Annotated in this window: 16 protein-coding genes and 1 pseudogene; 14 read left to right on the top strand and 3 right to left on the bottom strand. The window is 74.4% G+C overall.

Going from position 1 to position 25,073, the window contains the following annotated elements:
- Positions 1–6 precede the first annotated feature (6 nt).
- The 7 genes from ACFYOV_RS14440 (at position 7) to ACFYOV_RS14410 (ending at position 12,814) form a co-directional block, all read left to right on the top strand.
- On the top strand, positions 7–1,353 hold the full coding sequence (locus ACFYOV_RS14440) for a carbohydrate ABC transporter permease (protein WP_389087202.1): 1,347 nt from the start codon (positions 7–9) through the stop codon (positions 1,351–1,353).
- Positions 1,350–2,267 (top strand): carbohydrate ABC transporter permease, encoded by a 918-nt coding sequence (locus ACFYOV_RS14435; RefSeq protein ID WP_389087200.1) that lies wholly within the window; start codon positions 1,350–1,352, stop codon positions 2,265–2,267. Before ACFYOV_RS14440 ends, ACFYOV_RS14435 begins: the two co-directional genes overlap by 4 nt.
- 150 nt (positions 2,268–2,417) lie before the next feature.
- Positions 2,418–4,685, top strand: coding sequence for a CDP-glycerol glycerophosphotransferase family protein (locus ACFYOV_RS14430; protein ID WP_389087197.1), 2,268 nt, complete (start codon positions 2,418–2,420; stop codon positions 4,683–4,685).
- A gap of 145 nt (positions 4,686–4,830) precedes the next feature.
- Complete coding sequence (locus ACFYOV_RS14425; RefSeq protein WP_389087195.1) at positions 4,831–7,029, top strand: CDP-glycerol glycerophosphotransferase family protein; 2,199 nt, start codon at positions 4,831–4,833, stop codon at positions 7,027–7,029.
- A gap of 3 nt (positions 7,030–7,032) precedes the next feature.
- Positions 7,033–9,270 carry a CDP-glycerol glycerophosphotransferase family protein gene (locus tag ACFYOV_RS14420; protein WP_389087192.1) on the top strand — a complete coding sequence of 746 codons (2,238 nt, stop codon included), beginning with the start codon at positions 7,033–7,035 and terminating at the stop codon, positions 9,268–9,270.
- Positions 9,267–11,162 carry a hypothetical protein gene (locus ACFYOV_RS14415; RefSeq protein WP_389087190.1) on the top strand — a complete coding sequence of 632 codons (1,896 nt, stop codon included), beginning with the start codon at positions 9,267–9,269 and terminating at the stop codon, positions 11,160–11,162. Before ACFYOV_RS14420 ends, ACFYOV_RS14415 begins: the two co-directional genes overlap by 4 nt.
- Positions 11,163–11,236: 74 nt before the next feature.
- Positions 11,237–12,814, top strand: coding sequence for a hypothetical protein (locus ACFYOV_RS14410; RefSeq protein ID WP_389087187.1), 1,578 nt, complete (start codon positions 11,237–11,239; stop codon positions 12,812–12,814).
- Positions 12,815–12,837: 23 nt separating this feature from the next.
- Here ACFYOV_RS14410 and ACFYOV_RS14405 read toward each other — a convergent pair whose 3' ends face one another.
- Entirely contained in the window at positions 12,838–13,251 is a 414-nt protein-coding gene (locus ACFYOV_RS14405; RefSeq protein WP_389087185.1) for an organic hydroperoxide resistance protein, read from the bottom strand.
- 126 nt (positions 13,252–13,377) lie between these two features.
- Between ACFYOV_RS14405 and ACFYOV_RS14400 the strand changes: the two genes are divergently transcribed.
- Positions 13,378–13,884 (top strand): MarR family winged helix-turn-helix transcriptional regulator, encoded by a 507-nt coding sequence (locus tag ACFYOV_RS14400; protein WP_389087182.1) that lies wholly within the window; start codon positions 13,378–13,380, stop codon positions 13,882–13,884.
- Here ACFYOV_RS14400 and ACFYOV_RS14395 read toward each other — a convergent pair.
- Positions 13,829–15,604, bottom strand: a complete 1,776-nt coding sequence (locus ACFYOV_RS14395; protein ID WP_389087906.1) for a hypothetical protein — start codon at positions 15,602–15,604, stop codon at positions 13,829–13,831. The two genes, ACFYOV_RS14400 and ACFYOV_RS14395, sit on opposite strands and share 56 nt — an antisense overlap.
- 197 nt (positions 15,605–15,801) lie before the next feature.
- On the opposite strand from ACFYOV_RS14395, the gene ACFYOV_RS14390 reads away from it, so the two are divergent.
- Both ACFYOV_RS14390 and ACFYOV_RS14385 read left to right on the top strand, forming a co-directional pair.
- Complete coding sequence (locus tag ACFYOV_RS14390; RefSeq protein WP_389087180.1) at positions 15,802–17,499, top strand: glycosyltransferase family 2 protein; 1,698 nt, start codon at positions 15,802–15,804, stop codon at positions 17,497–17,499.
- A pseudogene (locus ACFYOV_RS14385) lies at positions 17,496–18,450 on the top strand (ADP-ribosylglycohydrolase family protein). The gene ACFYOV_RS14390 and the pseudogene ACFYOV_RS14385 overlap by 4 nt, the downstream one beginning before the upstream one ends.
- A 25-nt stretch (positions 18,451–18,475) precedes the next feature.
- Here the strand turns inward: ACFYOV_RS14385 and ACFYOV_RS14380 are convergent.
- Entirely contained in the window at positions 18,476–19,114 is a 639-nt protein-coding gene (locus ACFYOV_RS14380) for a TetR/AcrR family transcriptional regulator (protein WP_389087177.1), read from the bottom strand.
- A gap of 237 nt (positions 19,115–19,351) precedes the next feature.
- Between ACFYOV_RS14380 and ACFYOV_RS14375 the strand changes: the two genes are divergently transcribed.
- The 4 genes from ACFYOV_RS14375 to ACFYOV_RS14360 all read left to right on the top strand — a co-directional run bounded on the left by ACFYOV_RS14375 (position 19,352) and on the right by ACFYOV_RS14360 (position 25,040).
- A complete protein-coding gene (locus tag ACFYOV_RS14375; RefSeq protein WP_389087175.1) occupies positions 19,352–20,272 on the top strand; it encodes an ABC transporter permease in 921 nt (306 codons plus the stop codon).
- On the top strand, positions 20,265–21,050 hold the full coding sequence (locus tag ACFYOV_RS14370; protein ID WP_389087172.1) for an ABC transporter ATP-binding protein: 786 nt from the start codon (positions 20,265–20,267) through the stop codon (positions 21,048–21,050). The genes ACFYOV_RS14375 and ACFYOV_RS14370 overlap by 8 nt, the downstream gene beginning before the upstream one ends.
- A gap of 124 nt (positions 21,051–21,174) precedes the next feature.
- Positions 21,175–23,373, top strand: coding sequence for a CDP-glycerol glycerophosphotransferase family protein (locus ACFYOV_RS14365; protein ID WP_389087170.1), 2,199 nt, complete (start codon positions 21,175–21,177; stop codon positions 23,371–23,373).
- Positions 23,370–25,040: a glycosyltransferase family 2 protein gene (locus ACFYOV_RS14360; RefSeq protein ID WP_389087168.1), complete on the top strand. Its 1,671-nt coding sequence runs from the start codon at positions 23,370–23,372 to the stop codon at positions 25,038–25,040. Before ACFYOV_RS14365 ends, ACFYOV_RS14360 begins: the two co-directional genes overlap by 4 nt.
- The last annotated feature ends 33 nt before the right edge of the window (positions 25,041–25,073 follow it).

Here is a 25,073-nt window from a genome sequence, read left to right as displayed (position 1 = left end):
CCGGTCATGGCGTCGGACACGGCGGCAGGGGTCCCTCCGGCCCCTGCCGCTCCCAGGTCGCGCAAGAGCGTCACCGGCACCCGCAGGACCGTGGCGGCACTGTTCCTGCTGCCCGCGCTGCTGCTGCTCGGGGCGCTCGTGGTCTACCCGATCGGGTACTCCGTCGTCCGCAGCTTCTACGACCAGTCGGGCGACGGCTTCGCCGGACTCGACAACTACCGGGCGCTGTTCACCGACGACGGCATCCGCACCGCCCTGAAGAACAACGTCGTCTGGGTGGTGTTCGCGCCGACGGTGGCGACCGCGCTCGGTCTGATCTTCGCGGTGCTGACCGAACGGGTGCGCTGGGGCACGGCGTTCAAGCTGGTCGTCTTCATGCCGATGGCGATCTCGATGCTGGCGGCGGGCATCATCTTCCGCCTGGTGTACGACCAGGACCCGGACAAGGGCGTCGCCAACGCGGTGTGGGTGGGGGTGCACGACACCTTCGCCCAGTCCTCGGCGTTCCCCAAGGCGCACCCGGGCCGCAAGTCGCCGCTGGAGCCGGCCGGCGGGGGCGCGTTCGTCACCAAGGGCACGGTGAGCACCGGTGACACCGTGACGCTGCCGCTGGTCGGCGTCGCCCCCGGCGTGATGCCGGACGAGGCGGCACCGGCCGCGAGGCCGGAGCCGGAGCCGGACCGGATCACCGGCACGACCTGGCAGGACTTCACCCGCGGCAAGGGCGTCGGCACGCTGAACGGCGTCGACGCCGCCGAACTGGGCTACGCCGGGATGAGGATCGAGGCCGTCAAGGACGGCAGGGTGGTGGAGACGGCCACGGCCGGGGACGACGGCGCCTTCTCCCTGTCCGCGAAGGCCGACGGGGCGCAGCTGCGGCTGCCGGCGAGCAACTTCAAGGAGCCGTACAACGGCCTGGACTGGCTCGGTCCGTCGCTGGTCACGCCCGCCATCATCGGCTCGTACATCTGGATGTGGGCGGGCTTCGCGATGGTGCTGATCGCGGCCGGACTCGCGGGGGTGCCGCGGGAACTCCTGGAGGCCGCGCGGGTCGACGGGGCCAACGAGTGGCAGGTGTTCCGGCGGGTCACGGTGCCGCTGCTGGCGCCGGTGCTCGCGGTGGTCACCGTCACCCTGATGATCAACGTGCTGAAGATCTTCGACCTGGTCTTCATCATCGCCCCGGGCTCCTCGCAGGACGACGCGAACGTCCTCGCGCTGGAGCTGTACCGCAAGGGCTTCTCCGAGGACCAGCCGGGCATCGCCAGCGCGATCGCGGTGTTCCTGCTGCTGCTGGTGATCCCGGTGATGTGGTTCAACATCCGCAGGCTCAGGCGGGAGGTGCGGCGATGAGTGCGGACGCCGGCAGTCTCACCGAGGCGGCGGCCCCGCCGCCCGCGGGCACCGTCCGGGCCAGGAGGTCCCTCGGCGCGCGGCTCGCCGGGGCGGTGAGCGGCGGCGCGGTGCGCGTGTTCCTGGTCGTCGTCGGCCTGTTCTGGCTGGTGCCCACGATCGGCCTGCTGCTGGCCAGTCTGCGCACCCCGCAGGACATGGCCGCCAGCGGCTGGTGGACGGTGTTCACCGAGCCCTCGAAGCTCACCTTCGGCGCCTACGAGACGCTGCTGGGGAACGACGACATCACCGGCTCGCTGCTGAACACGGTGTACATCACCGTCCCGGCGACCGTGCTGGTGGTGGTGATCGGTTCGCTCGCCGGGTACGCGTTCGCCTGGATGGAGTTCCCGGGCCGGGACTGGTGGTTCCTGGGCGTGGTCGGGCTGCTGGTGGTGCCGGTGCAGGTGGCGCTGATCCCGATCGCCGAGCTCTTCGGCAACCTGGGGATCTTCGGCTCGCTGGTCGGCGTGGTCCTCTTCCACGTCGGCTTCGGACTGCCGTTCGCGGTGTTCCTGCTGCGGAACTTCTTCGCGGAGATCCCGAGGGAGCTGCTCGAGGCGGCCCGGCTCGACGGGGCCGGCGAACTGCGCCTGTTCCTGCGGGTCGTGATGCCGCTGGGCGGGCCGGCGATCGCCAGCCTGGGCATCTTCCAGTTCCTGTGGGTGTGGAACGACATGCTGGTCGCGCTGATCTTCACGGACTCCGGGAGCCAGCCGATCACGGTCGCGCTGCAGACCCAGGTACGGCAGTTCGGCAACAACATCGACGTGCTGGCACCGGGCGCGTTCATCTCGATGGTGGTCCCGCTGATCGTGTTCTTCGCGTTCCAGCGGCAGTTCGTCTCCGGTGTGATGGCGGGCGCGGTGAAGTAGCCACCACAACGGAGCCACCGGAAGGGGCGGACCTGCACCAGGTCCGCCTTTTCGGGTGACAAACTTCCCCCGGATGCCACGGACGGCGTAACCAAGTCGGCCCAGCGGCCGTTCCCGGGCCGAACGCCCGCGCCGACCGATGGATGTCCCTTGCCCAGGTTCAGTGTCATTGTCCCCGCGTACCAGGTCCAGGCGTACCTGCACGAGTGCCTGGAATCGGTGCTGTCCCAGTCGTTCCCCGACCTGGAACTGATCGCCGTCGACGACTGCTCGCCGGACTCCTGCGGCGAGATCATCGACGAGTTCGCCTCTCGTGATCCGCGGGTGCGGCCCGTGCACCTGCCGTGGAACGCGGGCCTGGGCCCCGCCCGCAACGCCGGGATCGCGCTGGCGACGGGCGACTACCTGGTGTTCCTGGACGGCGACGACACCCTCACCGCGGACGCGCTGCTCCGCCTCGCGGACCGGCTGAAGGAGACCGACGAGCCGGACGTCCTGGTGTACGACTACGCGCGCACGTACTGGTCGGGCGAGACGGTGCGCAACAGGGCGGCGGCGCTGCTCGGCGAGCGGGGCCCGGCGCCGTTCCGGCTGGAGGACCGGCCGGGGCTGCTGGGGCTGCTGATGGTGGCCTGGAACAAGGCGTACCGGCGGGACTTCGTCGAGCGCGAGGGCTTCCTCTTCCCGTCCGGCTACTACGAGGACACGCCGTGGACTTACCCGGTGCTGATGACGGCCGGGTCGATCGCGACGCTGGACCGGGTGTGCGTGCACTACCGGCAGCGGCGCACCGGCGGCATCCTGCGCACCACCAGCTCGCGGCACTTCGACGTGTTCGACCAGTACGACCGGGTCTTCGCGTTCCTCGACCGACGCCCCGAACTGGCGCACTGGCGCCCGGTGCTGTTCCGCCGCATGCTCGACCACCTGGTGACCGTGTACACCCGGCGGGACCGGCTGCCGCGCGGCTCGCACGCCGCGTTCCTGCGCCGGGCCCGCGGCCACTACCGCCGGCACCGCAGCCCCGGGGCACCGGTCTCCCCCCGCATGCGGGTCCACCACACCCTGATCCGGCTCGGGCTGCACCGCACCTACCAGGCACTCCGGCTGGCCACCGCCCTGCGCCGCCGCGCGACGCGGGGTGCGGGCCGGCTGGCGCGCGCCCTGCGGTCCGCCGCCCTGCGGCTGCACTACCGGTTCCAGCGCCTGCTGCCCCTGCGCGCCGACCGCGCCGTGTTCACCGCCGGCGCCGGGCGCGGTCACGGCGGCGGCCCGGGCGCGCTGGAGTCCGCGTTCCGCGAGGTCGCCCCGCACATCCGCACCGCGTGGGTCGCCCGCCCCGGGGACCACCACACCGTTCCGCCGGGTACGCGGCGCCTGGCCCCCGGCACCACCGCCTACTGGAGCGCGCTCGCCCGATCGAAGTACCTGGTGAGCGACACCGGCTTCGAACCCCGCCCGGTCAAACGCCGGGGGCAGGTCCTCGTGCGGACCCTGCACGGCACTCCCCTGGGGCACACCGGACTGGACCTCCAGGAACACCCGGCGGCGGCCCGGGAGACGGACTTCGCGCGGCTCCTGCAGGACGTGGACCAGTGGGACTTCGTGGTCTCCGCCAACCGCCATTCCACCCTGACCTGGGAGCGGGCGTTCCCCGGCCGCTACACCACCCTCGAGTACGGCGCGCCGGGCACGGACGCCCTGCACACGGCGACGGACGCCGACGTGGCCCGGCTGCGGGAGACACTGGGCGTCCCCGAGGACGCGGTGGCGATCCTGTACGTCCCGGCCCCCCGCGACTACCGGCGCACCCAGCGACCGCTGCTGGACCTGGAGCGGGTGGCGCGCCGGCTGGGCCCGCGATTCGTGGTGCTGGCCCGAGGTCCCGAGGGGGCGGCCCGGTGGCCGGCCGGCGCCTCGGGCCGGGTCCTCGACGTCACCGGCCATCCGAGCCTGGCGTCGCTGTGCCTCGCCTCGGACGCCCTGGTCACGGACTACGCCTCGCTGATGTTCGACTACGCGGGCCTGGACCGGCCGATCGTGCTGCACACCGGCGACCGGGAGGCGTACGAGGCGGCCCGCGGCGTCTACTTCGACGTGCGGTCCTGTCCGCCGGGCGCGATCGCGCGCAGCGAGGACGAGCTGGTCGACATCTTCTTCGGCGGTCACTGGTGCGGTCCCCGCGCGACCCAGCTGCGGGCCGTGTTCCGCGCCCGGTTCTGCCCGTACGACGACGGCCGGGTCGCCGAGCGGGTGGTCCGCCGGGTCGTGCTCGGGGAGACCGGCCCGGTGCCGCCCGTCGTGCCGCTGGACGAGCGCCGTCCGGCGCGGTCGGCCGCCGGCCGGTCCGCGTGCCCGCCGGTGACGTCGGTGCCGCAGCAGCCCGCCGTCCCCGTGTCCGCGGCCCACCGCGCCTGACCTCCTCGGGAGTTCGCATGCCCCCCGGTCCGTCGCGGCCCACCCCGACCCGGCCGCCGGCCCGGCGACCGGCGGGCCGGCCCGGCCGGCGCCCCGCCCGCCCCGACGCCGCGGTCGCCCCGAGTACCCCTACGGAAAGAGCACCATGCCCCGCTTCAGCATCGTCGTCCCGTCCCATGGGGTCGCGGGTCGGCTGTCCCAGGCACTGGACTCGGTCCTCGCCCAGTCCTTCGGCGACTTCGAGCTGATCCCGGTCGGTGACGCACCGGGTTCGCCCGCGGCGGACGTCGTCGCCCGGTACGCCGGGCGGGACTCCCGGGTGGCCGCCGTGCAGTCGCCGCCGTCGGCCGGTCTCGCCGGGGCGCGCAACGCCGGAATGGCGGCGGCGGCCGGGACGTACCTGCTGTTCCTCGACGGCGACGACGTCCTGGTGCCCGGAGCGCTGGCCGCCCTCGACGCGCGGCTGGCCGCGACGGGCGACGTGGACGTGCTGCACTTCGAGCACGAGCGCACGCCCTGGTGGGAGGGCGAGCCGACCAATCCGGCCGCGTCCCTGCTGGGAAAGACCCCGGACGGCGCCTTCCCCCCGGACGCCGCCCCGCACCTCACCGGCGTTCAGCTCCCCGCCTGGAGCGCCGCCTACCGGCGCGCCTTCGTGACCGAGCACGACCTCGCTTTTCCCGAGGGGCACTTCACGGACGTGGGGTGGGGCGGAGCGGTCATGCTGAGCGCCGGCCGGGTGGCGGTGCTGCGCTCGGTCGTCGTGCGGCATCTGCTGCGCCGGCAGGGCAGCCGACTGAACGTGCCCGGTGAGCACCACCACGACCTGCTGGAGCAGGTGGAACGGGTGCTCACCCGCGCCGCCGCCCGGGACCTGTCCGCCGAGCGGTCCGGCCCGCTGTTCGACCAGCTCTTCGCCGCGGTGCTGAAGACGGCCGCCCATTCCCACCGGCTGCCCTCGGGCCGCCGCGCCTTCTTCCGCCGGGCCGGTTCCCTGTACCGCCGTCACCGCCCCGCCGGCCACCGGCCCCCGGGCGGCAGCCTAGGCGTGCAGCACCGGGTGCTGGCCGGCGGGTCGTACGCCGCGTTCAGCACCCTGCGCGGCGCCAACCGGTCGGTGACGCGGGCCGTCTCGGCGGTGCCGCGGCCCCGGGGGCTGCGCACCCGCCTGCTGTACCGCCGCGAGCTGCGCCGCCCGCTGGATCCCGACCTGGCCGTGTACTGCGCCTACTGGGGCCGCGGCTACGCCTGCAACCCGGCGGCGATCCACGCGGCGGCCCGCGAACTCGCCCCGCACGTCCGGTCGGTGTTCCTGGTGGAGGCGGACCAGGCGCACACCGTGCCGGACGGCATCGAGTTCGCGGTCATCGGCAGCCGGAAGTACTGGAGCGTGGTGGCCCGCGCCACCTATCTGATCAACAACGCCAACTTCGCGGGTGCCGTGGTCAAGCGCCCCGGCAGTGTGCACCTGCAGACCCAGCACGGCACCCCGCTGAAGACGATGGGCGTCGACCAGGCCACGTACCCGGTCGTGGCGGCGGCCACCGGCAGCTTCACCAAGCTGCTGGAGCGCATGGACCGCTGGGACTACAACCTCTCCTCCAACCGCCACTCCACCCGGATGTGGGAGCGGGCCTTCCCCGGCGCGCACGAGACCCTCGAGTACGGCTATCCGCGCAACGACGTCTACTACACGGCCACCGCCGACGACGTGGCCCGCGTCCGCCGCGAACTGGGCGTTCCCGAGGGCAGGAAGGCCCTGCTGTACGCGCCCACGCACCGCGACCACGCCACCGGCTTCGAGTCCCGCCTCGACCTGCGGGCGCTGGCCGACGCGATCGGCGAGGAGTTCGTGATCCTGCTGCGCGCCCACTACTTCTACGACCGGGGCGCGACCGGCGATCGCGGCCGGATCATCGACGTCACCCACCACCGCTCCACCGAGGACGTGTGCCTGGCCGCGGACGCGCTGATCACCGACTACTCGTCGATCATGTTCGACTACGCCAACCTGGACCGCCCGATCGTCGTGTACGCCGACGACTGGGACGTCTACCGCGAGACGCGGGGCGTGTACTTCGACCTGATGGAGACGCCGCCGGGCCGGGTGGCGCGCACCCCCGGTGAACTGACGGCGGTCCTGCGCGACGGCTCCTACGCGGACGCCTCGGCCGCCGCCCTGCGGGCCGCGTTCCGGGAACGGTTCTGCGAGTTCGACGACGGCCGGGCCGCCGAGCGCGTCGTCCGCCGGGTGCTGCTGGGCGAGCCCCCGGAGCGGGTGCCGCCCGTGATCCCGCTCGCCGAGCGCACCCCGGCCCCGGCACCCGCCCTCGTGAGGAGTTGACCCGTGCCCCGCTTCAGCATCGTCGTGCCCGTCTACAAGGTGCAGGGGTACCTGCACGAGTGCCTGGACTCGGTGCTCGGGCAGTCGTACCGCGACATCGAGGTGATCGCCGTCGACGACCGCTCGCCGGACGACTGCGGCGCGATCCTCGACGCGTACGCGGCCCGGGACCCCCGCCTGCGGGTGCTGCACCTGCCGGAGAACGTGGGGCTCGGCCGGGCCCGCAACGCCGGGCTGGAGCAGGCGCGCGGCGAGTACGTGCTCTTCCTCGACAGCGACGACCTCTACACGCCGGGCCTGCTGGCCGCCGTCGGCGAGCGGCTGCGGCTGACGGGCGACCCGGACATCCTGGTCTTCGACCACGTGCGCACGAACTGGTGGGGAAGGGGCGGCCCGAGCACCTCGGCCGGTCTGCTCGCCGCCGCGGGGCTGGACACCATCCGGATCCGTGAGAGCCCGCAGTACCTGCACCTGTTCCTGGTGGCCTGGAACAAGGCGTACCGGCGGGCCTTCCTGCTGGAGCAGGACCTGCGGTACGCGCCCGGGCTGTACGAGGACGCGCCGGTCACCTACCGGTCGATGGTGCTGGCGGACCGCATCGCCTGCCTGGACCGGATCGGCGTGGAGTACCGGCAGCGCCGGCAGGGGGCGATCACCCGGACACCGGGGCGCCGGCACTTCGACATCTTCCCGCAGTACGAGGGGCTGTTCGCCTTCCTCGAGGGGCGCGCCGACCTCGACTGGGCGCGCCCGCTGCTGTTCGAGCGGGCCCTGGACCACATGCTGTTCGTGCTCGAGCAGGAGGACCGGGTGAGCCCCGCGGACCGCCCGGAGTTCTACCGGGAGATCCGCGCCTTCCACCGCCGCCGCGTACCCGCGGGCTTCACCCCGCCGCAGGGCCGCAGGGGCACCGAGATGCGGCTGCCGGCCACGGCGCCCTACGCGTCGTACGCGGCCCTGCGTGGCCTGCGCGCGGCGGGCGGGAGCGGTGCGGACGGGGGGCGGCGCCTGCTGGGGAAGGCGGCGCGGGGCGCGCGGCGCGCCTGGTACACCGCCCAGTCCCGGCGTCCGCTCGACCCCCGTCTGGCCGTCTACTCCGCGGCCCATCACGGCGGCATGACCGGGGACCCGGCCGCCGTCTACGCCAAGGCCCGGGAACTCGCCCCGCACATCCACGGCGTGTGGGTGGTCCGGCCGGACGCGGTGGGCTCCCTGCCGCCCGGCACCGACCATGTGACCCCGGGGTCGGCGCGCTACCACGCCGTGATGGCCCGGGCCACGTACTGGGTGAACGACGTCAACTGGCCGGGCACCCTGGTCAAGCGGCCCGGCAGCGTCCACGTCCACACCCACCAGGGCACCCCGCTCAAGTACATGGGGGCGGACCTGCGTGACAAGCCCGGGGCCCGGTACGGGTTCAGCGTGCCGCAGATGCTGCGCCGCGCCGACCGATGGGACTACAGCCTGGTCGCCAACCGCCACTCCGAGCTGGTGTGGAGCCGCGCCTACCCGTGCCACTTCACCTCGCTGCGCACCGGCAGCCCCCGCAACGACGTGCTGGTCGGCGCGGACCCGGCCCGCGGCGCGGCGGTCCGCGAGCGGCTCGGCATCCCCGCCGGTGACACCGTGGTGCTCTACGCGCCCACCCGCCGCGACTACCGCCGGGGCGGTCATGTGGACCGGATCGACCTGGCCCGGTTCGCCGCGGACCTGGGCGCGGGCCACACCCTGGTGGTCCGGCTGCACCCCTCGCTGGCCGCGGGCATCGCGCGCGGGCTGGGCCTGTCCGATCTGCACCGCCGGGGCGTGCTGGTGGACGCGACGGACGAACCGCACGTGGCGGACCTGATGCTGGCCTCCGACGCGCTGGTCACCGACTACTCGGCCCTGATGTTCGACTACGCCAACCTCGACCGGCCGATCGTGGTCCACGCCGACGACTGGGGCGCGTTCGCCGCGAGCCGGGGCGCCTACTTCGACATCACCGCCGAGGCGCCGGGCCACGTCTCGCGCTCCTACCGGGAACTGGCGGGGCTGTTCGCCTCCGGGACGTGGCGGGACGAGGAGTCGGCCCGGTTGCGGTCGGCGTTCCGGGAACGGTTCTGCGAGTTCGACGACGGGCACGCCGCCGAGCGGGTGGTGCGGCTGCTGATGCTCGGCGAGCTCGGCGGCACCCTGCTGTCCGCCGCCCGCCGGGCGCCGGACACCGCCGACGGGGTGAAGGCGCTGATCGAGCGATGACGACACCCACGACCCCCGGCGCGGTCCGCTCCGTCCCAGGTCAGCGCGGTCCGCTCGCCGGGCTTCCGCGGACCGCTCGGCGGCTGCCCGGCCCGCCGCGGCTGTGGCGGGCGGCGCTGGTCGCCGCGCCCACGGCGGCGCTGTTCGTACTGGGGTACCGGCGCCGGTGGATCTGCGACGACGGGCTGATCTATCTGCGCCCGGTGCGGCAGATCCTGGCGGGCAACGGGCCGGTGTTCAACGTCGGGGAACGGGCGGAGAGTTCGACCGGGACGCTGTGGCAGTGGCTGCTGGCGCTGGTCACCGGCGTCACGGGGGAGGACCCGGCGTTCCTCGCGGTCGGGGTGGGACTGCTGCTGAGCACGGCCGGGTTCGCGTTCGCCCTGCACGGCGCCTGCCGGCTGCACCGGGGGGCGCGGCTGCCGGTGCCGGCGGGGGTGTGCGTGCTGCTGGCCGTGCCGCCGTTCTGGTCGTACATGACCTCCGGGCTGGAGAGCGGGCTCGGCACATTCTGGACCGGTCTGTCGTGGTGGCTGCTGACCGGCGTCCGGCGCGGGCAGGGTGTGGGTGCGGCGTGCGCGGCGGCGTTCGTGTTCGGGCTGGGCCCGCTGGTCCGGCCCGACCTGGCGGTGGCCGCGGTGTGCTTCCTGGCCGCCCAGGGGTACGTGCTGCGCCCCGCGCGCCGGCACGCCGCCGTTCTGCTCGTCTCGGCGGGTGCGCTGCCCCTCGGGTACGAGGTGTTCCGGGCGGGTTACTACGGGGTGCTGGTGCCGCTGCCCGCCATCGCCAAGGAGGCGGGCGCGAGCGACTGGGGCCGGGGGGCGGGCTATGTGCAGGAGACGCTGGGCCCGTACTGGGTGTGGCCGGCGCTCGCCGTGCTGACGGCGCTTTTCGTCCTCGTGGTGCGGCGCACCCGTCGGCTGCGGGCGGAGCGGGTCCCCGAGCGGGCCTCGCTCGCGGTGCTGGCGGCGCCCGTGGCGGCGGGTCTGCTGCTGGCGGCCTACGTGATGCGGGTCGGCGGTGACTACATGCACGCGCGCATGGTCCTGCCCGCGCTGCTGCTGGTGCTGCTGCCGGTCCTGGTCGTCCCGGCGACCCGGGTGACCGCGGCGGCGGGCGCCCTGCTGCTGGTGTGGCTGGGCACGGTGGTGAGCCCGCTCAGGGTGCCGTTCGACGTGCGCAGCACGCCGATGTCGTTCAACGTGCGCGGCTCCGACGTGCAGGGACTCGGCGACCACAACCCGGTGCGCACCTCCACCTGGGTGAACAACTGGCCCGCGCTGCCCGAGGGGCGCCGCATGCTGGACGGGGCGGTGCACGGGCCGCGGCCCACGCTGCTGTACTTCGACGGGCGGCGGCGGCTGCACGCGGCGCCGGTGCGCGCGGACGCCCCGTACCACGTGGTGATCGTGGGCCGGCATCTCGGCGTGACGGGGGCGGCGGCGCCGCTGGACGCCTACGTCAACGACGCCTGGGGGCTGGCGAGCCCGGTGGGCGCGCACCTGGAGCTGGAGCGCTGGAGCTGGCCCGGCCACGAGAAGTTCCTGCGCAACCACTGGGTGTTCGCGGACTGGGCGGTGCGCAAGCCGTCCGCCGCCGACCTGGCGCGGGCGCGGACCTCACCGGAGGCACTCTCGGCGGCCCGCGCGGCCCTGGAGTGCGGGCGGCTGGCCGAACTGCGGGAGTCGGTCCGCGCGCCCCTCACTCCCGGGCGGTTCTGGCGGAATCTGACGGGCGCCGTCGAGCGCACCCGGTTCCGCTTCCCGCGCTGGCCGCCCGAGGCGCAGCGGGAGCTGTGCGGGGGCGCGGGTGACCAGTTCACCGGTCGAGGTGCCGGCTCGGCCGTCGAGGTGCCCGGCTCGGTCGAGGTGCCGGCTCGCCCGTTGAGGTGACGCGCCGTCACGGTGCCGTCGTGGGCGGGAACCAGTGACCTCATGCCCAGAACGTTCCCTCCTTCCGCAGTCCTGTGAGCGCCGGGCTCCTCGTCCGGCGCGCCGCACGCGGTGCGACGGCACTGCGCGGCCGCCGTGCCCGGCGGGCCGGCCCCTACCTGGTCCTCGGCAGCCTGTTCTGGCTGGTGCTGACGCTGACGTACTGGCGCAGACCGCTGTGCTGCGACGCGGGGCAGCACGCGGCGGTCGTCGAACGCCTCAAGGACGATCTGCTGCACCCGGCCCACACGATGGCGGACCTGCCGGGCACGGGCAGCCCGTACTACGGCCCCTACGCCGTCCTCCAGGGCGCCCTGGCCCGGCTGACGGGGCTGTCCGGCTGGGAGGTCCTGACCCTCGCCGGGCCCGTGCACCTGCTCCTGCTGCTGATCGGCGTCGGCCGCTTCGTCCGGGTGCTCACCCCGCGCCCGTGGGCGCCGGTGCCGGCGCTGTTCTCCATGACGCTGCTGTGGGGCACCGCGCGGATCATCTGGAGCGGTTACCCGGGGCTGCTGTCGCTCACCACGAGCCTCGGCTACCCGTCCACGCTCGCGATCGGGCTGACGTTGCTGGCCTGGGCGTGGACCCTCGCCCTCGCGGGTGCTTCCCCGCAGGGCGCGGCGGGAGCGCCGGTCCGGTTCGTCGGGCCGAGCGGGCTGTCCGGCTGGTGGGGGTACGCGGGGCTGGGGGTGCTGTACGCGCTGATCCTGCTCACCCATCCGGTGACGGCCGCGTCCGCCCTGACGGGGGCGGTGGCGCTCGTGGCCGCGCGGCAGCGCAGCTGGTGCGGGCCGGTCGCGGCCCGGTGGGCGCTCACCGGGGCGTGCGCGGCGGCGGTGGCGCTGCCGTGGCCGTACTACGACGTCCTGACGCTGGTGGGCGACAGCGGCATGGACGCGATGCACCGGCGGCTGTACGAGGGGATGGGGGAGAACTCCTGGCTGGGATTGCTGCTCGGGGTGCCGGCGCTGGTGATCAGGGCCCGGCGGTCGGCGCGCGATCCGCTGGTGCTGATGTTCGTCCTGGAGTGCCTGGTGGTGGCGTACGGCTGGATCAGCGGCCACTACACCTACGGCAGGGCACTGTGGGCCGTGCTGGTGCCGGCCCAGTTCGCGCTCGCGGTGGAACTGGCGGCGCCCCGGCCGTGGCGGCGGGCGCGCCGGGTGCTGGGCGGGGCGGCGGCGGCCGGGGCGTGCGCGGGGTTCCTCACCGTGCACGCCGGGGCGGTGGTGCCGCCGTCGGTGGACCCGGTGGGTTTCCGACAGCCGACGCGCTGGCCGGCGTACGACTGGGCGGCGCGGTACATCGGCCGCGGCGAGGTGGTCATCACCGACGGCTACTTCGCCGGTCACGCCCTCGCCGGGTACGGGCCGAACCTCGCCGCGCCGATCTGGCCGGACCCGGCGCTCGACGAGCGGCGGCGGGCGCGCCGGGTCGCCGACGTGCGCGCGTATCTCGCGCCCGGTTCGACCCGCGCCGAGCGTGCCGCCGTCGTCCGCCGCTACGACGTGCGCTGGCTACTGCTCACACGCTGGCATCCGGTCCCCGAGGAGGCGGTGGTGGTGGCGTGGAGCAGGGAGACGGGGGAGGTGCTGGCGCGGGTCGGGAGATGAGGCGGCCAGGCGGGCCGCAGGGCTTACTCGACGACGATGTCGACCGGGATGTTGCCGCGGGTGGCGTTGGAGTAGGGGCAGACCTGGTGGGCCTGCTCGATCAGCTTGCGGCCGGTCGCCCCGTCCACGGTGTCGGGCAGCTCCACGCGCAGCGTGACCGCGAGCCCGAAGCCCTCGCCCTCCTTGCCTATGCCGACCTCGGCGGTCACGGCGGCGTCGCTGACGTCGACCTTCGCGGCGCGGCCGACCAGGCCGAGCGCGCTGCCGAAGCAGGCCGCGTAACCGGCGGCGAAGAGCTGCTCCGGGTTGGTGCCCCGGCCGCTGCCGCCGAGTTCCGCGGGTGCGGCGAGGGCGACGTCCAGCTTGCCGTCGGAGGTGACGGCGCGGCCCTCGCGGCCGTGGGTGGCGGTGGCGACAGCGGTGTAGAGCGCGTCCATGGAAAACCTTCCCTCTCGAGTCGTGACCGGGCGGCCGGCCCCGTGATCCGGCCGCCGACACCCACCAGTAGAGCACACAATTAAATTGTGTACAACCAAATGGCTCACAAGAGCTACCCTGGGAACATGACTCCGACCCCGACCCCCGTCCCCGCCCCGCCGCAGGGGTCCGGCGACGACTGGCTCCGGCTGGACCAGCAGATCTGCTTCTCGCTGCACGCCGCGTCCCGCGCCTTCAACGGTGTCTACCGCGTCCTCCTCAAGGACCTCGGGCTCACCTACCCGCAGTACCTGGTGATGCTGGTGCTGTGGGAGCGGGGCACGCTGCCCGTGAAGAGGCTCGGCGAGCAGCTGCGGCTCGACTCGGGCACGCTGTCCCCGCTGCTCAAGCGGCTCGAGGCGGCCGGGCTGGTGCGCCGGGAGCGCAGTGCGCGCGACGAGCGCTCGGTGGAGGTGCGCCTGACCGACGAGGGCGCCGCCCTGCGCGAGCGGGCCCGCCAGGTGCCGCGCCGGATCACCACCGCGACCGGCTTCGACCTCGACGGGATCCGGGAGCTGCGGACCCGCCTGGACGAGCTCACCACCGCGCTGGACGCTGCCGCACGGTCGGCGCAGGATCCGGCCCACCCGTAGCGGCCGTACCGCGGACGTAGAGCCGCAGGACGACACCGCGGCCGGAGTGCTGCTCCGCGGGGACGAACTGCCGGTGCAGCACCGCGAGCTTGGCGCGTTCGGCCGGATCGCTCGGCGACCAGCCCGGCCGCAGCGCGTACGGCTCGGCCACCACCCAGACGCGGTCCACGGAGGCGAGCCGGCGCCGCAGCTCGGTGGGGGCCGTCTCACGACCCCACAGGGTGCCCGACCGCGGCCCGGACTCCCCCAGCGCGATGTCCCGCCCCGACCGGAAACCCCGCGGATAGGCCAGCGCCGCCAGCCGCCCGGCCGACGGGAGGAACAGCACGGGGTCACCGGGCCGGATCTGCCGCCCGGCGAGCGCGGCGACGGCGGCCAGGTCGTCGGGGCGGTGGGCCGGGGAGCGGTCCTGACGGTGGAGGGGGAGGTGGTGCAGGAAGGCCAGCGCGATCCCCAGGACGCCGAGGAGGGCGAGGAGGGCGCCGACGGGTGGGGAGAGAGGCCGTCGCCCGCCGCGCGGGCGCCCGCCGGCGCGGCGCCGCACCGCAGGAGCCGCCCTCCGCCGCCGCCCCGACGCCCCGCCGTCGCACGGCTCCCCCGCCTGCGCGCATCGGTCCCGCACCGGCTCCCCGGGGCGCCAACCGGCTCCCGCTCCGCCGGGCCGCATGTCAGCGGGGCCGCCCGCTCGCCACCCGTGCGCGCCGACCGGACCACCGCCGCACCGATCCCCCGGCGCCCCACCCACACACGGCTGCCCCGCGCCCGCACACCGCTCTCCCCTCCCGCCGGCCACCCGCCGTGCCCCCAGCCGCCCCACCGCGTCGGCCACCACGCCGGCCCCCGCCGCCACCAGCAGCGGTGCGCCCGCGACGGCGTACAGGACGTAGCGGTCGTGGTAAAGCGGCCGGACCTGGGAGACGGCCATCAGGAGGCCGGGCGGCAGCACCAGCAGCGGGAGCGCGACCGCCGCGACCCGTCGGCGCGTCAGTGCGAGCGCCGTCAGCAGCACCGACACCCACAGGACCGCCCCGGCCGGACCCACGAAGAGACGGTGCGCCAGCCGCCGCGCACTGTCCCACCCCGGCTCCGCCAGCCACCCCACCTGCGCCGCCTGCCCGTGCGACACCCACACCAGCGGCAGCAGGAGGAGCACCGCCACCGCCGCGGCCCGCCCCCAGCCGGCCCACACCGGCCGCGGCGCCCGCAGGGCCGCCAGCGTCACCGCGTGGGCGCACAGCAGCAGCACCGCCAGTTCGTGCAGCAGACACGTCGTGGTGACGACACCCCCGTACAGCCACCACCGCGACCGCGTCACCGTCCGGTCGACCGCCCGGACCAGCACCAGCGTCGCCCCGGCCGCCCCCGCCGCCACGAGCGCGTACGAGCGCCCTTCCTGGGCGTAGTGGCCGGTCAGCGGGGTGACGGCGTACAGGAGACCGGCCCACAGGCCGACCCGGGGCCCGGCCAGCCGCACACCGAGCGCCGCCACCAGGCCGGTCGTCGCGCAGGCCGCGCCCACCGAGGGCAGCCGCAGGGCGACCTCGCCTGGGTGGACGGCGAGGACCGGGCGCATGAGGAGGTAGTAGAAGCCGTGCACCGCGTCCACCTCGTGCAGCAGCCGCCAGATCTGCGGCACCGTGCGCTGCGCGACCAGGAAGGTGACGCTCTCGTCGCCCCACATGCCGCCCCGGTCGAGCCCCCACAGCCCCACGGCGAGCATCACGACGACGGGAACCCCCACGGCCACCCCGCGGGCCCGCGCCGCGCCCACCCGCTTCATCCGTCCGATGATCACACATTTGATTCTGTGGCGTTGATCGTAGGATCGTGCCATTTGATGGTGTGTCAACAGGTCCGCGTCATTCACCCGGATTACGATGCTCCCCCAGCCGCCGCGAACCCCGTGCAGGGACGGCCATGAACGCTTCCCCCGCCCAGGTCGCCGTCGTCGTCATCGGCCACGACGACGCCGCGCACGTGACCGACGCCGTGCGCTCGGCGCTCGCCCAGGGCCCCGCCGTGCGCGAGGTCGTCGCCGTCGACGACTGCTCGGCGGACGGCAGCCCCGGCCTGCTCGACCGGCTCGCCGCGACCGAGCCGCGCCTGAGGGTGATCCGGCGGCCGGTGAACAGCGGCGGCTGCGGCACCCCGCGCAACACCGGGCTCGACGCGGTGACCGCGCCGTACGTGATGTTCCTGGACAGCGACGACGTGCTCCCGCCCGGTGCGGTGGACGCGCTGCTCACGGCCGCGGTCGGCGCGGACGCCCACGTCACGGGCGGTCTGTGCGTGCGGCGCGAGCTGCCGTCGGGACGCGAGGTGCCATGGGAGGGCGACCTGTACGCCGCATACGCCGTGTTCGACCGCCCGGAGCGGTGTCCGCGCCTGGTGTACGACACGGTCTGCGTGAACAAGCTGTACCGCACCGGGTTCCTGCGCGAGCACGGCATCCGCTTCCCCGACGGCCGCTTCCCCTACGAGGACCTCGTCTTCACCGCACGCGTGTGGGCGGCGTCCCCGCGCGTCGCGCTGGTCCCGGACCGGGTCTACGTCTGGCACGTGCGCCGGTCCGCCGAGCGGCTGTCGATCTCGCTGGACCGCGCGGACGTCGCCAACTGGCGCGCCCGCACCCATGCGTGCCGGACGGCCCACGACATCCTGCTGACCGCCGGGCGGAAACGGCTGGCGCGGGAGGCACGCGGCAAGTTCCTCGACCACGAGCTGCGGATGTACGCCCGCGAGCTGCGCCTGCGCGACGAGGGCTACCGGCGCGCGTGGTGGGCACACACCCGGCAGTTCCTCGGCGCGTACGACGCGGCCGACTGGGAGCGCGACCCGGTCGCCCCCGGTGCGCTGATCGGACGGGTCGTGCTGTCCTCGCCCGAGCCGCGCGACCTGGCCCGCCTCCAGGAGCTCGCGGCGCGTCCGGCGCGGCTGAGCCCGCCGTACGCCCGCGCGGCGGACGGCACTCCGGTCTGGTCGGCGGACCTTCCCGGCGTCACCCTGGAGCCCCTGCTGACCCGCCCGGTCCCGCTGCTCCCGCTCGCCGTCGACGCGCGGCTGCACCCCCGCGCGGGGGGCACCCGGCTGCACCTGCGCCTGCATGAGCTGTACGGCCGGGTGGCGGAGGCGGGCCCCGACGGCGTGACGGTGGAGTGGCGGCTCCGGGACGGCGGCGCGGTGACCGCGGGGCGGGACGGCAGCCCCGGCGCGGTGCGGGCGGGGCGGGACGGTCACGGCACCGTCCTGCGCCGCACCGTGCCCCTGACCCCCTCCGGTGCGGGCTCCTGGCAGGCCGTCACGACCGTGCCGCCGGACCGCCTGGCCGCGCTCGGCACGGCCACCTGGGACCTGCGGCTGCGGCTGACCTTCCGGGACGGCAGCCGGAGCGAGGTCACCGCCCACGCGCTCTCCGGCCCGGGCCTGCTGCGCCGCCGTGCCGTGCCCAGCCGGCGCCACGGCGTGGTCCTCGTCCGGCCCTACGCCACCCACTCCGGCGCCCTGGCCCTGCGCGTGGCGCCCGGCCCGCGCGGCGCCGTCTCGGTGCTCGGCGCGAGGGTCCGGCGCCTGCTCCGGCACGGCCGGAGGCGGCGCGTGGCTACCGTGGGCGCATGAGTGCGCATGATGCGCATTCCCCGGGTGGTGCTGAGCGGGCCGTGGGCGCCGTCGTCGGGTCGGCCGTGGGCGACGCGCTCGGCGCGCCCCTCGAGTTCGGATCCGAGGGAGCCTTCTCGGCACGGTTCCCGCGGCCGGGCAGGGGCGGTGAGATGTGCGGGGGCGGCGGCTGGGAGCCGGGCGAGGCGACCGACGACACGCAGGTGGCGGTCCTGGTCGCCGAGTCGCTGCCGGCGTGCGGCCGCCTCGAACCCGCCGACGCGTTCCGCCGGTTCCAGCGCTGGGCCGCGGCCGACCCGAAGGACATCGGCCTGCAGACGGAAGCCGTGCCGAGCAGCGCGGCGACCCGTGGACGTGGCCGCCGCGCTGCCCTTCCGGGCCGACCGACGGGCGGCGGGCGAAGGGGCGTTGACGCGGGACGCCACGTCCGCCGGGTACTTCGCGCCCCGGGGCCGGGCGGCCACCATGGACGCCGCCCGCCGCCTGGCAGCGCTCACCCACGGCGACCGCGCGACTGGGAGGGCACCGCCGTCCACCACGAACTGCTGCGCGTGGCCCTGGCCGGGGACGACCCCCTCGCCGCCGTCGAGGACGCCCTACGGGCGGTGCACCCCGGCCACCGCGAGCGCTACGCGACCGTGCTCGCCCCGTCCTGGCACCCCGACCGCGCCACGGAGTTCAACGGTGCGGTCTGGCCCTGTCCGGGCTCCGCCCTCTGGGCCCCTGCGCACCACGACCGGTTACGAGGGACGCCGTGCGCGCGCCGTCGACCTCGGCGGCGACACCGACACGGTGGGGGCGGTGACGGGAGGACCGGCGGGAGCGGTGTACGGGGCCTCGGCGGTACCGGAGCGCTGGACGGACGCCCTGCACGTGCCCCTGCCGGGACACGGGGACCGGGTGCTGGACGCCGGGGAACTGACGTACCGGGCACGGCGGTTGGCCGACTAGGGGGAGAAGGACCGGAGCCTGGGGCTCACAGCGCCCTGAGCGCCCCCGCCGTGGCCTTCGTCAGGGCGGCCAGGTAGCCCTGGGGCAGTTTCGGGCTGCGGATCACCACGGAACGCCAGTACAACGGGCCCGACACCAGGTCGAGGGCCAGGTCGTGGTCGATGCCGGCGCGCAGCTCGCCCCGCTGTTCGGCCGCGGCGACGATGCCCTTGGCGACGGAGTCCTGCCCCTCCCGCAGTGCCTTCTGCAGGGCCTCGGCGATGTCGGGGTTGCGGGCCGCCTCGGCCTGGAGGTCGGGCAGGACCTGGGAGGCGACGGGGTGGCGCAGGGCGCGTGAGCTGACCTCGTAGAGCAGCCGCAGGTCGCCCTCCAGGGAGCCGGTGTCCGGCGTGGGCAGGCCCTGCACGGCGAGGGCGGAGACCAGGTCGAGCACGAGGTGCAGCTTGGACCGCCAGCGCCGGTACACCGCGGTCTTGCCGACCCCCGCACGGCGCGCGATCCCCTCGATGGACATCCGCGCGTACCCGACGGCCGCGAGTTCCTCGAAGACGGCCGCCCGGATCGCCTCCGTCACGTCCTCGCGCAGTACGGCGGCCCCGGCGGGGGCCCGGCGCCGCGGACGCGGCCGGGGCTCGTCGGCGTTCGTCGTCATGCGCCCCAGCATAGGCGGCCAGGCCGTTACGACGGAACGGTTGCGTTCCGTCGTAGTTCGACCTACGCTCACGTTGCGACGATACGGTCCCGTCCCGACGTATGTGGCGTCGTGCGGTCTCTCGTGGCTCGCGGCCGGCGGCACGCGGCGGCGGCGCGGTGCGGTGAGTCCGCGTGCAGCGTGCGCACGCGCGCCGACGGCGGGCCGTGCCCGCACCCGCCACCCCTCCACCTAGCGAAAGCAGCGGATGTGAGTCAGGTCCTCCACACACCGCCCCCCGCACCGGTCCGCCCGGCCGAGGACGACCTCACGGTCCTCGCCGCCCGCCACGGCCTCTCGGTCAGCGGCGCCCGCCCCTCGCTGCCCGCCTACGTCCGCCAGTTGTGGGCGCGCCGGCACTTCATCACCGCCTTCGCCACCGCCAAGCTCACGGCCCAGTACAGCCAGGCCAAGCTGGGCCAGCTCTGGCAGGTGATGACGCCTCTGCTCAACGCGGCGGTGTACTACTTCATCTTCGGCGTGCTGCTCCAGACCAAGGACGGCGTCCCGGACTACGTCCCGTTCCTGGTCACGGGCGTGTTCGTGTGGACGTTCACGCAGAGTTCGCTGATGGCCGGCACCCGCGCGATCTCCGGGAACCTCGGCCTGGTCCGCGCCCTGCACTTCCCGCGGGCCGCGCTCCCGCTGTCGTTCTGCCTCCAGCAGCTCCAGCAACTGCTGTTCTCCATGGCCGCCCTGGTCGTGATCCTGCTCGTCTTCGGCGTGCCGGTGGCGCCGTCCTGGCTGCTGGCGGTCCCGGCCCTGGTGCTCCAGTTCACCTTCAACGCCGGTGTCTCGATGGCCCTGGCCCGGCTGGGCGCCGCGACCCCCGACATCGCCCAGCTGATGCCGTTCGTGCTGCGCACCTGGATGTACGCGTCCGGCGTGATGTGGAGCATCGACCAGACCCTCGGCGGGCACGACGGCCTGCCGTCCTGGGTGGGGCCGCTGCTCCAGGTCAACCCGGCGGCCGTTCACATCGACCTGATGCGCTTCGCCCTGATCGACAGCTTCGACGCGAGTCGGCTCCCGGCCCATGTCTGGCTGATCGCGACGGGCTGGGCCCTGCTCGCCGGAGTCGGCGGCTTCATCTACTTCTGGAAGGCTGAGGAGACCTACGGCCGTGGCTGACACCACCGACGAGAAGACCCCCACCGTCATCGCCGACCGCGTCGACATCGTGTACCGGGTCAACGGCACCGGCGCCGGCCGCGGCTCCGCCACCGCCGCCCTCAACCGCATCCTGCGCCGCAAGCAGGCCGAGAAGGCGGCCGGCGTGCGCCGGGTGCACGCAGTGCGCAACGTGTCCTTCATCGCCCACCGGGGTGAGGCCATCGGGCTCATCGGCACGAACGGCTCGGGCAAGTCGACCCTGCTGAAGGCGGTGGCCGGGCTGCTCCCGGTGGAGAACGGCCGCATCCTCACCGACGGCCAGCCGTCCCTGCTCGGCGTCAACGCCGCCCTGATGAACGACCTGACCGGCGAGCGCAACGTCCACCTCGGCGGGCTCGCGATGGGGATGTCCCGCGAGCAGATCAAGGAGCGGTACCAGGAGATCGTCGACTTCTCGGGCATCAACGACAAGGGCGACTTCATCAGCCTGCCGATGCGCACCTATTCCTCCGGCATGGCGGCCCGGCTGCGCTTCTCCATCGCCGCCGCCAAGGACCACGACGTCCTCCTCATCGACGAGGCGCTGGCCACCGGCGACCGCAGGTTCCAGAAGCGCTCCGAGGAACGCATCCGCGAACTGCGCAAGCACGCGGGCACGGTGTTCCTGGTCAGCCACAACAACAAGTCCATCCGCGACACCTGCGACCGGGTGCTGTGGCTGGAGCGCGGCGAACTGCGCATGGACGGGCCGACGGACGACGTGCTCAAGGAGTACGAGAAGTTCACGGCGAAGTGACCCGATGGGCGCCGGATTCGCGCGCCCGACAATCCTTTCATCCGTTTTGATGCCACTATGGCCAGGGATGCCACCACGGCGGTGAGGGTTGCCCGGAGCGACGACGAGACGAAGGAGCCCTGTGATGCCCGAGCTCAGTGTCATCGTCCACGGACCGAACACCCAGGACCATCTGACCGGCCTCCTCGACTCCCTGGCCGCCCGTCCCCTCCCGGACACCGAGGTCGTCGTCGCCGCCGTCGGCGACTGGGCCCGGGAGACCGCCGAGCGGCACGTCCCCTTCGTCCAGGTGCTGCCCCTGCCCGACGGCACGTCCGACGCGGCGGCCCGGGCGGCGGGGGCGGCGCGTGCCACGGGCCGCTGGCTGCACTTCGTCCGCGCCAAGGACGGCCTGCCGCCCGGCGGCCCCCGCACGGTCGCCGAACGCGTCGCCGAACTCCCCGACGCCGTGGACGTCCTGCTCGTGGACCACGTCCGCAGCACCTGGCGCACCTCGGGGCTGCCGTCCGCCGAGGGCCCCCTGCTCGCCCGCGCGGGCCGCACCGACCTCGCCCTCGACGACAGCAGCGCCCTGCTGCGCACCACCCCGCTGCTCGGCACCCGTGTCCTGCGCGCCGACTTCTGGCGGACCCACGAGGAGCGGCTCACCTCCGGCGACGAGCCGTACGCCGCCCTCGCCGCCCTCCTCCTCGCCGACCGCATCGCCTGCCTGCCGCTCATCGCCTACGAGGACCGCCGGCTGCGCCCCGAGAGCCTGCCCCCGCCCACCCCCGACCAGCACTACGCCCTCGTCGAGCGCTACGAGAACCTGCTCGGCCTCACCCGGGAGCGCCGGGCCGCCCACACCGTGCTCTACGAGGTGATGGTCCGCGACTGCCTGCGGGTGTTCGCCCGCGGCGGCATGCCGGAGGAGGTGGCCCGGGAGTTCTTCCGCCGGGCCTCACTGGCCGCCGTACGGCACCGCCCCGAGGACCACCGGCGCCCCGCCGGCCTCGACGGGGTCCGCCGCTCGCTGCTCGAGGAGGGCGCGTACACCAAGTACCGCGCCTTCCAGGCAGCCAACCGCACCCGCCGCGCCGTCAGGTCCGCCGCCGTCACCCGCGGGCGGCAGCTCGGCGCCCTGGTCCGTGACCGTCAGTACCGCGCCGCCCTGCGCAGCCCGGTCGACCCCGAGCTGGCGGTGTTCGCCGCCTACTGGAACCGCGGGGTCGCCTGCAATCCGGCCGCGATCGCCGCGAAGCTCGCCCGACTCGCCCCGCACGTCCGTCCGGTGTGGGTGGTGACCGCAGAGAACGCGGCCCTGCTGCCACCCGGCACCGACCACGTGGTGCCCGGCACCCGCCGTTACTGGGAGGTCCTCGCCACCGCCACCTACCTCGTCAACAACGTCAACTTCCCCAACGCGGTGGTCAAACGCCCGGACGCGGTCCACGTCCAGACCCACCACGGCACCCCGCTCAAGCGCATGGGCCTGGACCAGATGGCGTACCCGGCGGCCGCCCAGGGCCTGGACTTCCAGGCGCTGCTGGAACGCGTCGACAAGTGGGACTACAGCGTCTCCGCCAACAGCCACACCACCCGCATGTGGGAGCGGGCCTATCCGTCCGGCTACGTCTCGCTGGACCACGGCTACCCGCGCAACGACGTCTACTACACGGCCGGTGCCGACGACGTCCGCGCGGTCCGCGAACGGCTCGGCATCGGCCCGGGCCGCCGGGCGATCCTGTACGCTCCGACGCACCGCGACTACGAGGCCGGCTGGACCCCCCGGCTGGACCTCGCGGCACTCGCCGACCGCCTCGGCGACGACACGGTGCTGCTGGTGCGCGGCCACTACTTCTACGACGGCGCCGCCTCCCCGCTGACCGGCCTGCGCCGCACCGGCCGCCTCGTGGACGTCTCCTCCTACGACCCGGTCGAGGACCTGTGCCTGGCCGCCGACGCGCTGGTCACGGACTACTCGTCGATCATGTTCGACTACGCCAACCTCGACCGCCCGATCGTGATCCACGCCGACGACTGGGAGACGTACCGCACCACCCGCGGCGTCTACTTCGACCTGATGGCCGAGGCGCCGGGCCCGGTGGCCCGCACCCAGGACGAACTGACCGAGATCCTCACCACCGACGCCTGGCACGACGAGGGCGCGGCGAAGGCACGGGCCGCCTTCCGGCGCCGGTTCTGCGAGTACGACGACGGCCGCGCCGCCGAACGCGTGGTGCGCCGGGTCTTCCTCGGCCAGGACGAGGCGTCGCTGCCTGCGGTACTGCCGCCGGAGGAACGCACCCCGGCCCCGACCCCCCAGGAGGCGATCCCGTCATGAGCAGGCGCACGCCCGACGTCACCGTGACGGTCATCGTCTTCAACGACGCCGAACGCCTGCCCCGCGCGGTGGAGAGCGTGCGCCGTCAGACCCACCGCAACCTGGAGATCGTCATCAGCGACGACCATTCCACGGACGGCACCCCCGAGGTGGTACGGCGGCTGGCCGCGCAGGACAGCCGCATCCGCTGTCTGCGCCTGCCGCGCAACAGCGGCGGGTGCAGCGCCCCCCGCAACCGCGCCATGGAGATCGCACGGGCCCCGTACCTGATGTTCCTCGACAGCGACGACGAGCTCCCCGAGAACGCGGTCGCCTCGCTGCTCGCCGCACACCGCGAGCGGGACATCGACTTCGCGATGGGCGCGGTGCGGCGCGTCCGCGTGGACAGCGGCCGGCAGTCGACCTGGATGCCGCACCTGGTGCGGGAGCGCCGCACGCTCGACGGCATCGAGGCCGACCCGAGGCTGTTCTTCGAGCACCTGTCGACGAGCAAGATGTACGCCCGCGCCTTCCTCGACCGGCACGAGCTGCGCTTCCCCGAAGGCATCCACTACGAGGACCAGCTCTTCTCGGCCCAGGCGTACTGCCTGGCCAAGACGTTCACGATCGTCCCGGATCCGGTCTACACCTGGTACGTCGCCCCGTACGCGGACCAGGACGCGGCGTCCATCTCCAACCAGCGGCACAAGCTCGACAACGTCCGCGACCGCATCCACGTGCAGCGCCTCATCGACGCCTTCCTGGCCGACAGCGGGCACGAGTCGCTGCGCGAGGACAAGGACCACAAGTTCCTCAAGCACGACTTCCGGATGTACGCGGGCGACCTGCCCCACCGGGACGACGCCTGGCTGACCGCCTTCGCCGACCTGGTGAACCCCTACCTGGAGACCCTGGCCCCCGGCGCCTACGCCCGGCTGCCGCGCGCCGAGCGGGTCGTCCTCCAGCTGGTCCGCGACCGCCGCCTGGACGAGGCGCGGCTGGCCGCGCGGGGGCTGGGCCACGGGGTGGCCCCACGGCAGGTGACGCGGGACGCGCAGGGCCGCCCCCACTGGGGCGACCAGGTCCCGGAGTCCGCCGCCGCCCGCCGCGAACTGGACCTGTCGGACCTGGAGCTGGACACCCGGCCGTTCTTCAGCGCCCAGTTCCGGCACGAGATCACGGAGATCACCCGGGGCCCCGGCGCCTCGCTCGACCTGACCGTGCGCACCTACGACCCGGCCCTGCGGCTGCCGGTGGGCCCGCAGCGCGCGACCCTCCTCCTCGCCCCCGGCCGGAGGCGCCTCACGGTGCCCTTCCGCCTCTCCCCCGTCCGCCCCGGCGTCCACGAGGGCCGCGTCCGCCTCGACCTGGCGGCCGCACGCCTCCCGCTGCACGGCTTCGAGGGCACACGCCACCCCCTGCTGCGCCTGACCCACCAGGGCCTGTCCCACACGGGACTGCTGCTGGCGCCGCTGTCCTTCCGCGCGCTGACCGCCCGTGTCCCCTACCGCTCCGGCGCCGCCCCGCACCGCGTCAGCGTCGAACCGGAGGGCCACGGCCCGGGCCGTCTCCAGGTCCGCTGGGAGCCGGCGGGCGTGACGGCACACCTGGTCCGCCCTGCGGTACGGCGGCTGGCCCGCCCCCGCGTGCGCCGCGCGGTCCGCCTGGCGGCCGGCATCCTGCGCTGAGCTCCCCGGCGGGCGCCGGCCACACCGCCCACG

The organism is Streptomyces sp. NPDC005931 (assembly GCF_042871235.1).
Classification (GTDB): Bacteria; Actinomycetota; Actinomycetes; order Streptomycetales; family Streptomycetaceae; genus Streptomyces.
This window is presented reverse-complemented; position numbering and strand designations above follow the sequence as displayed.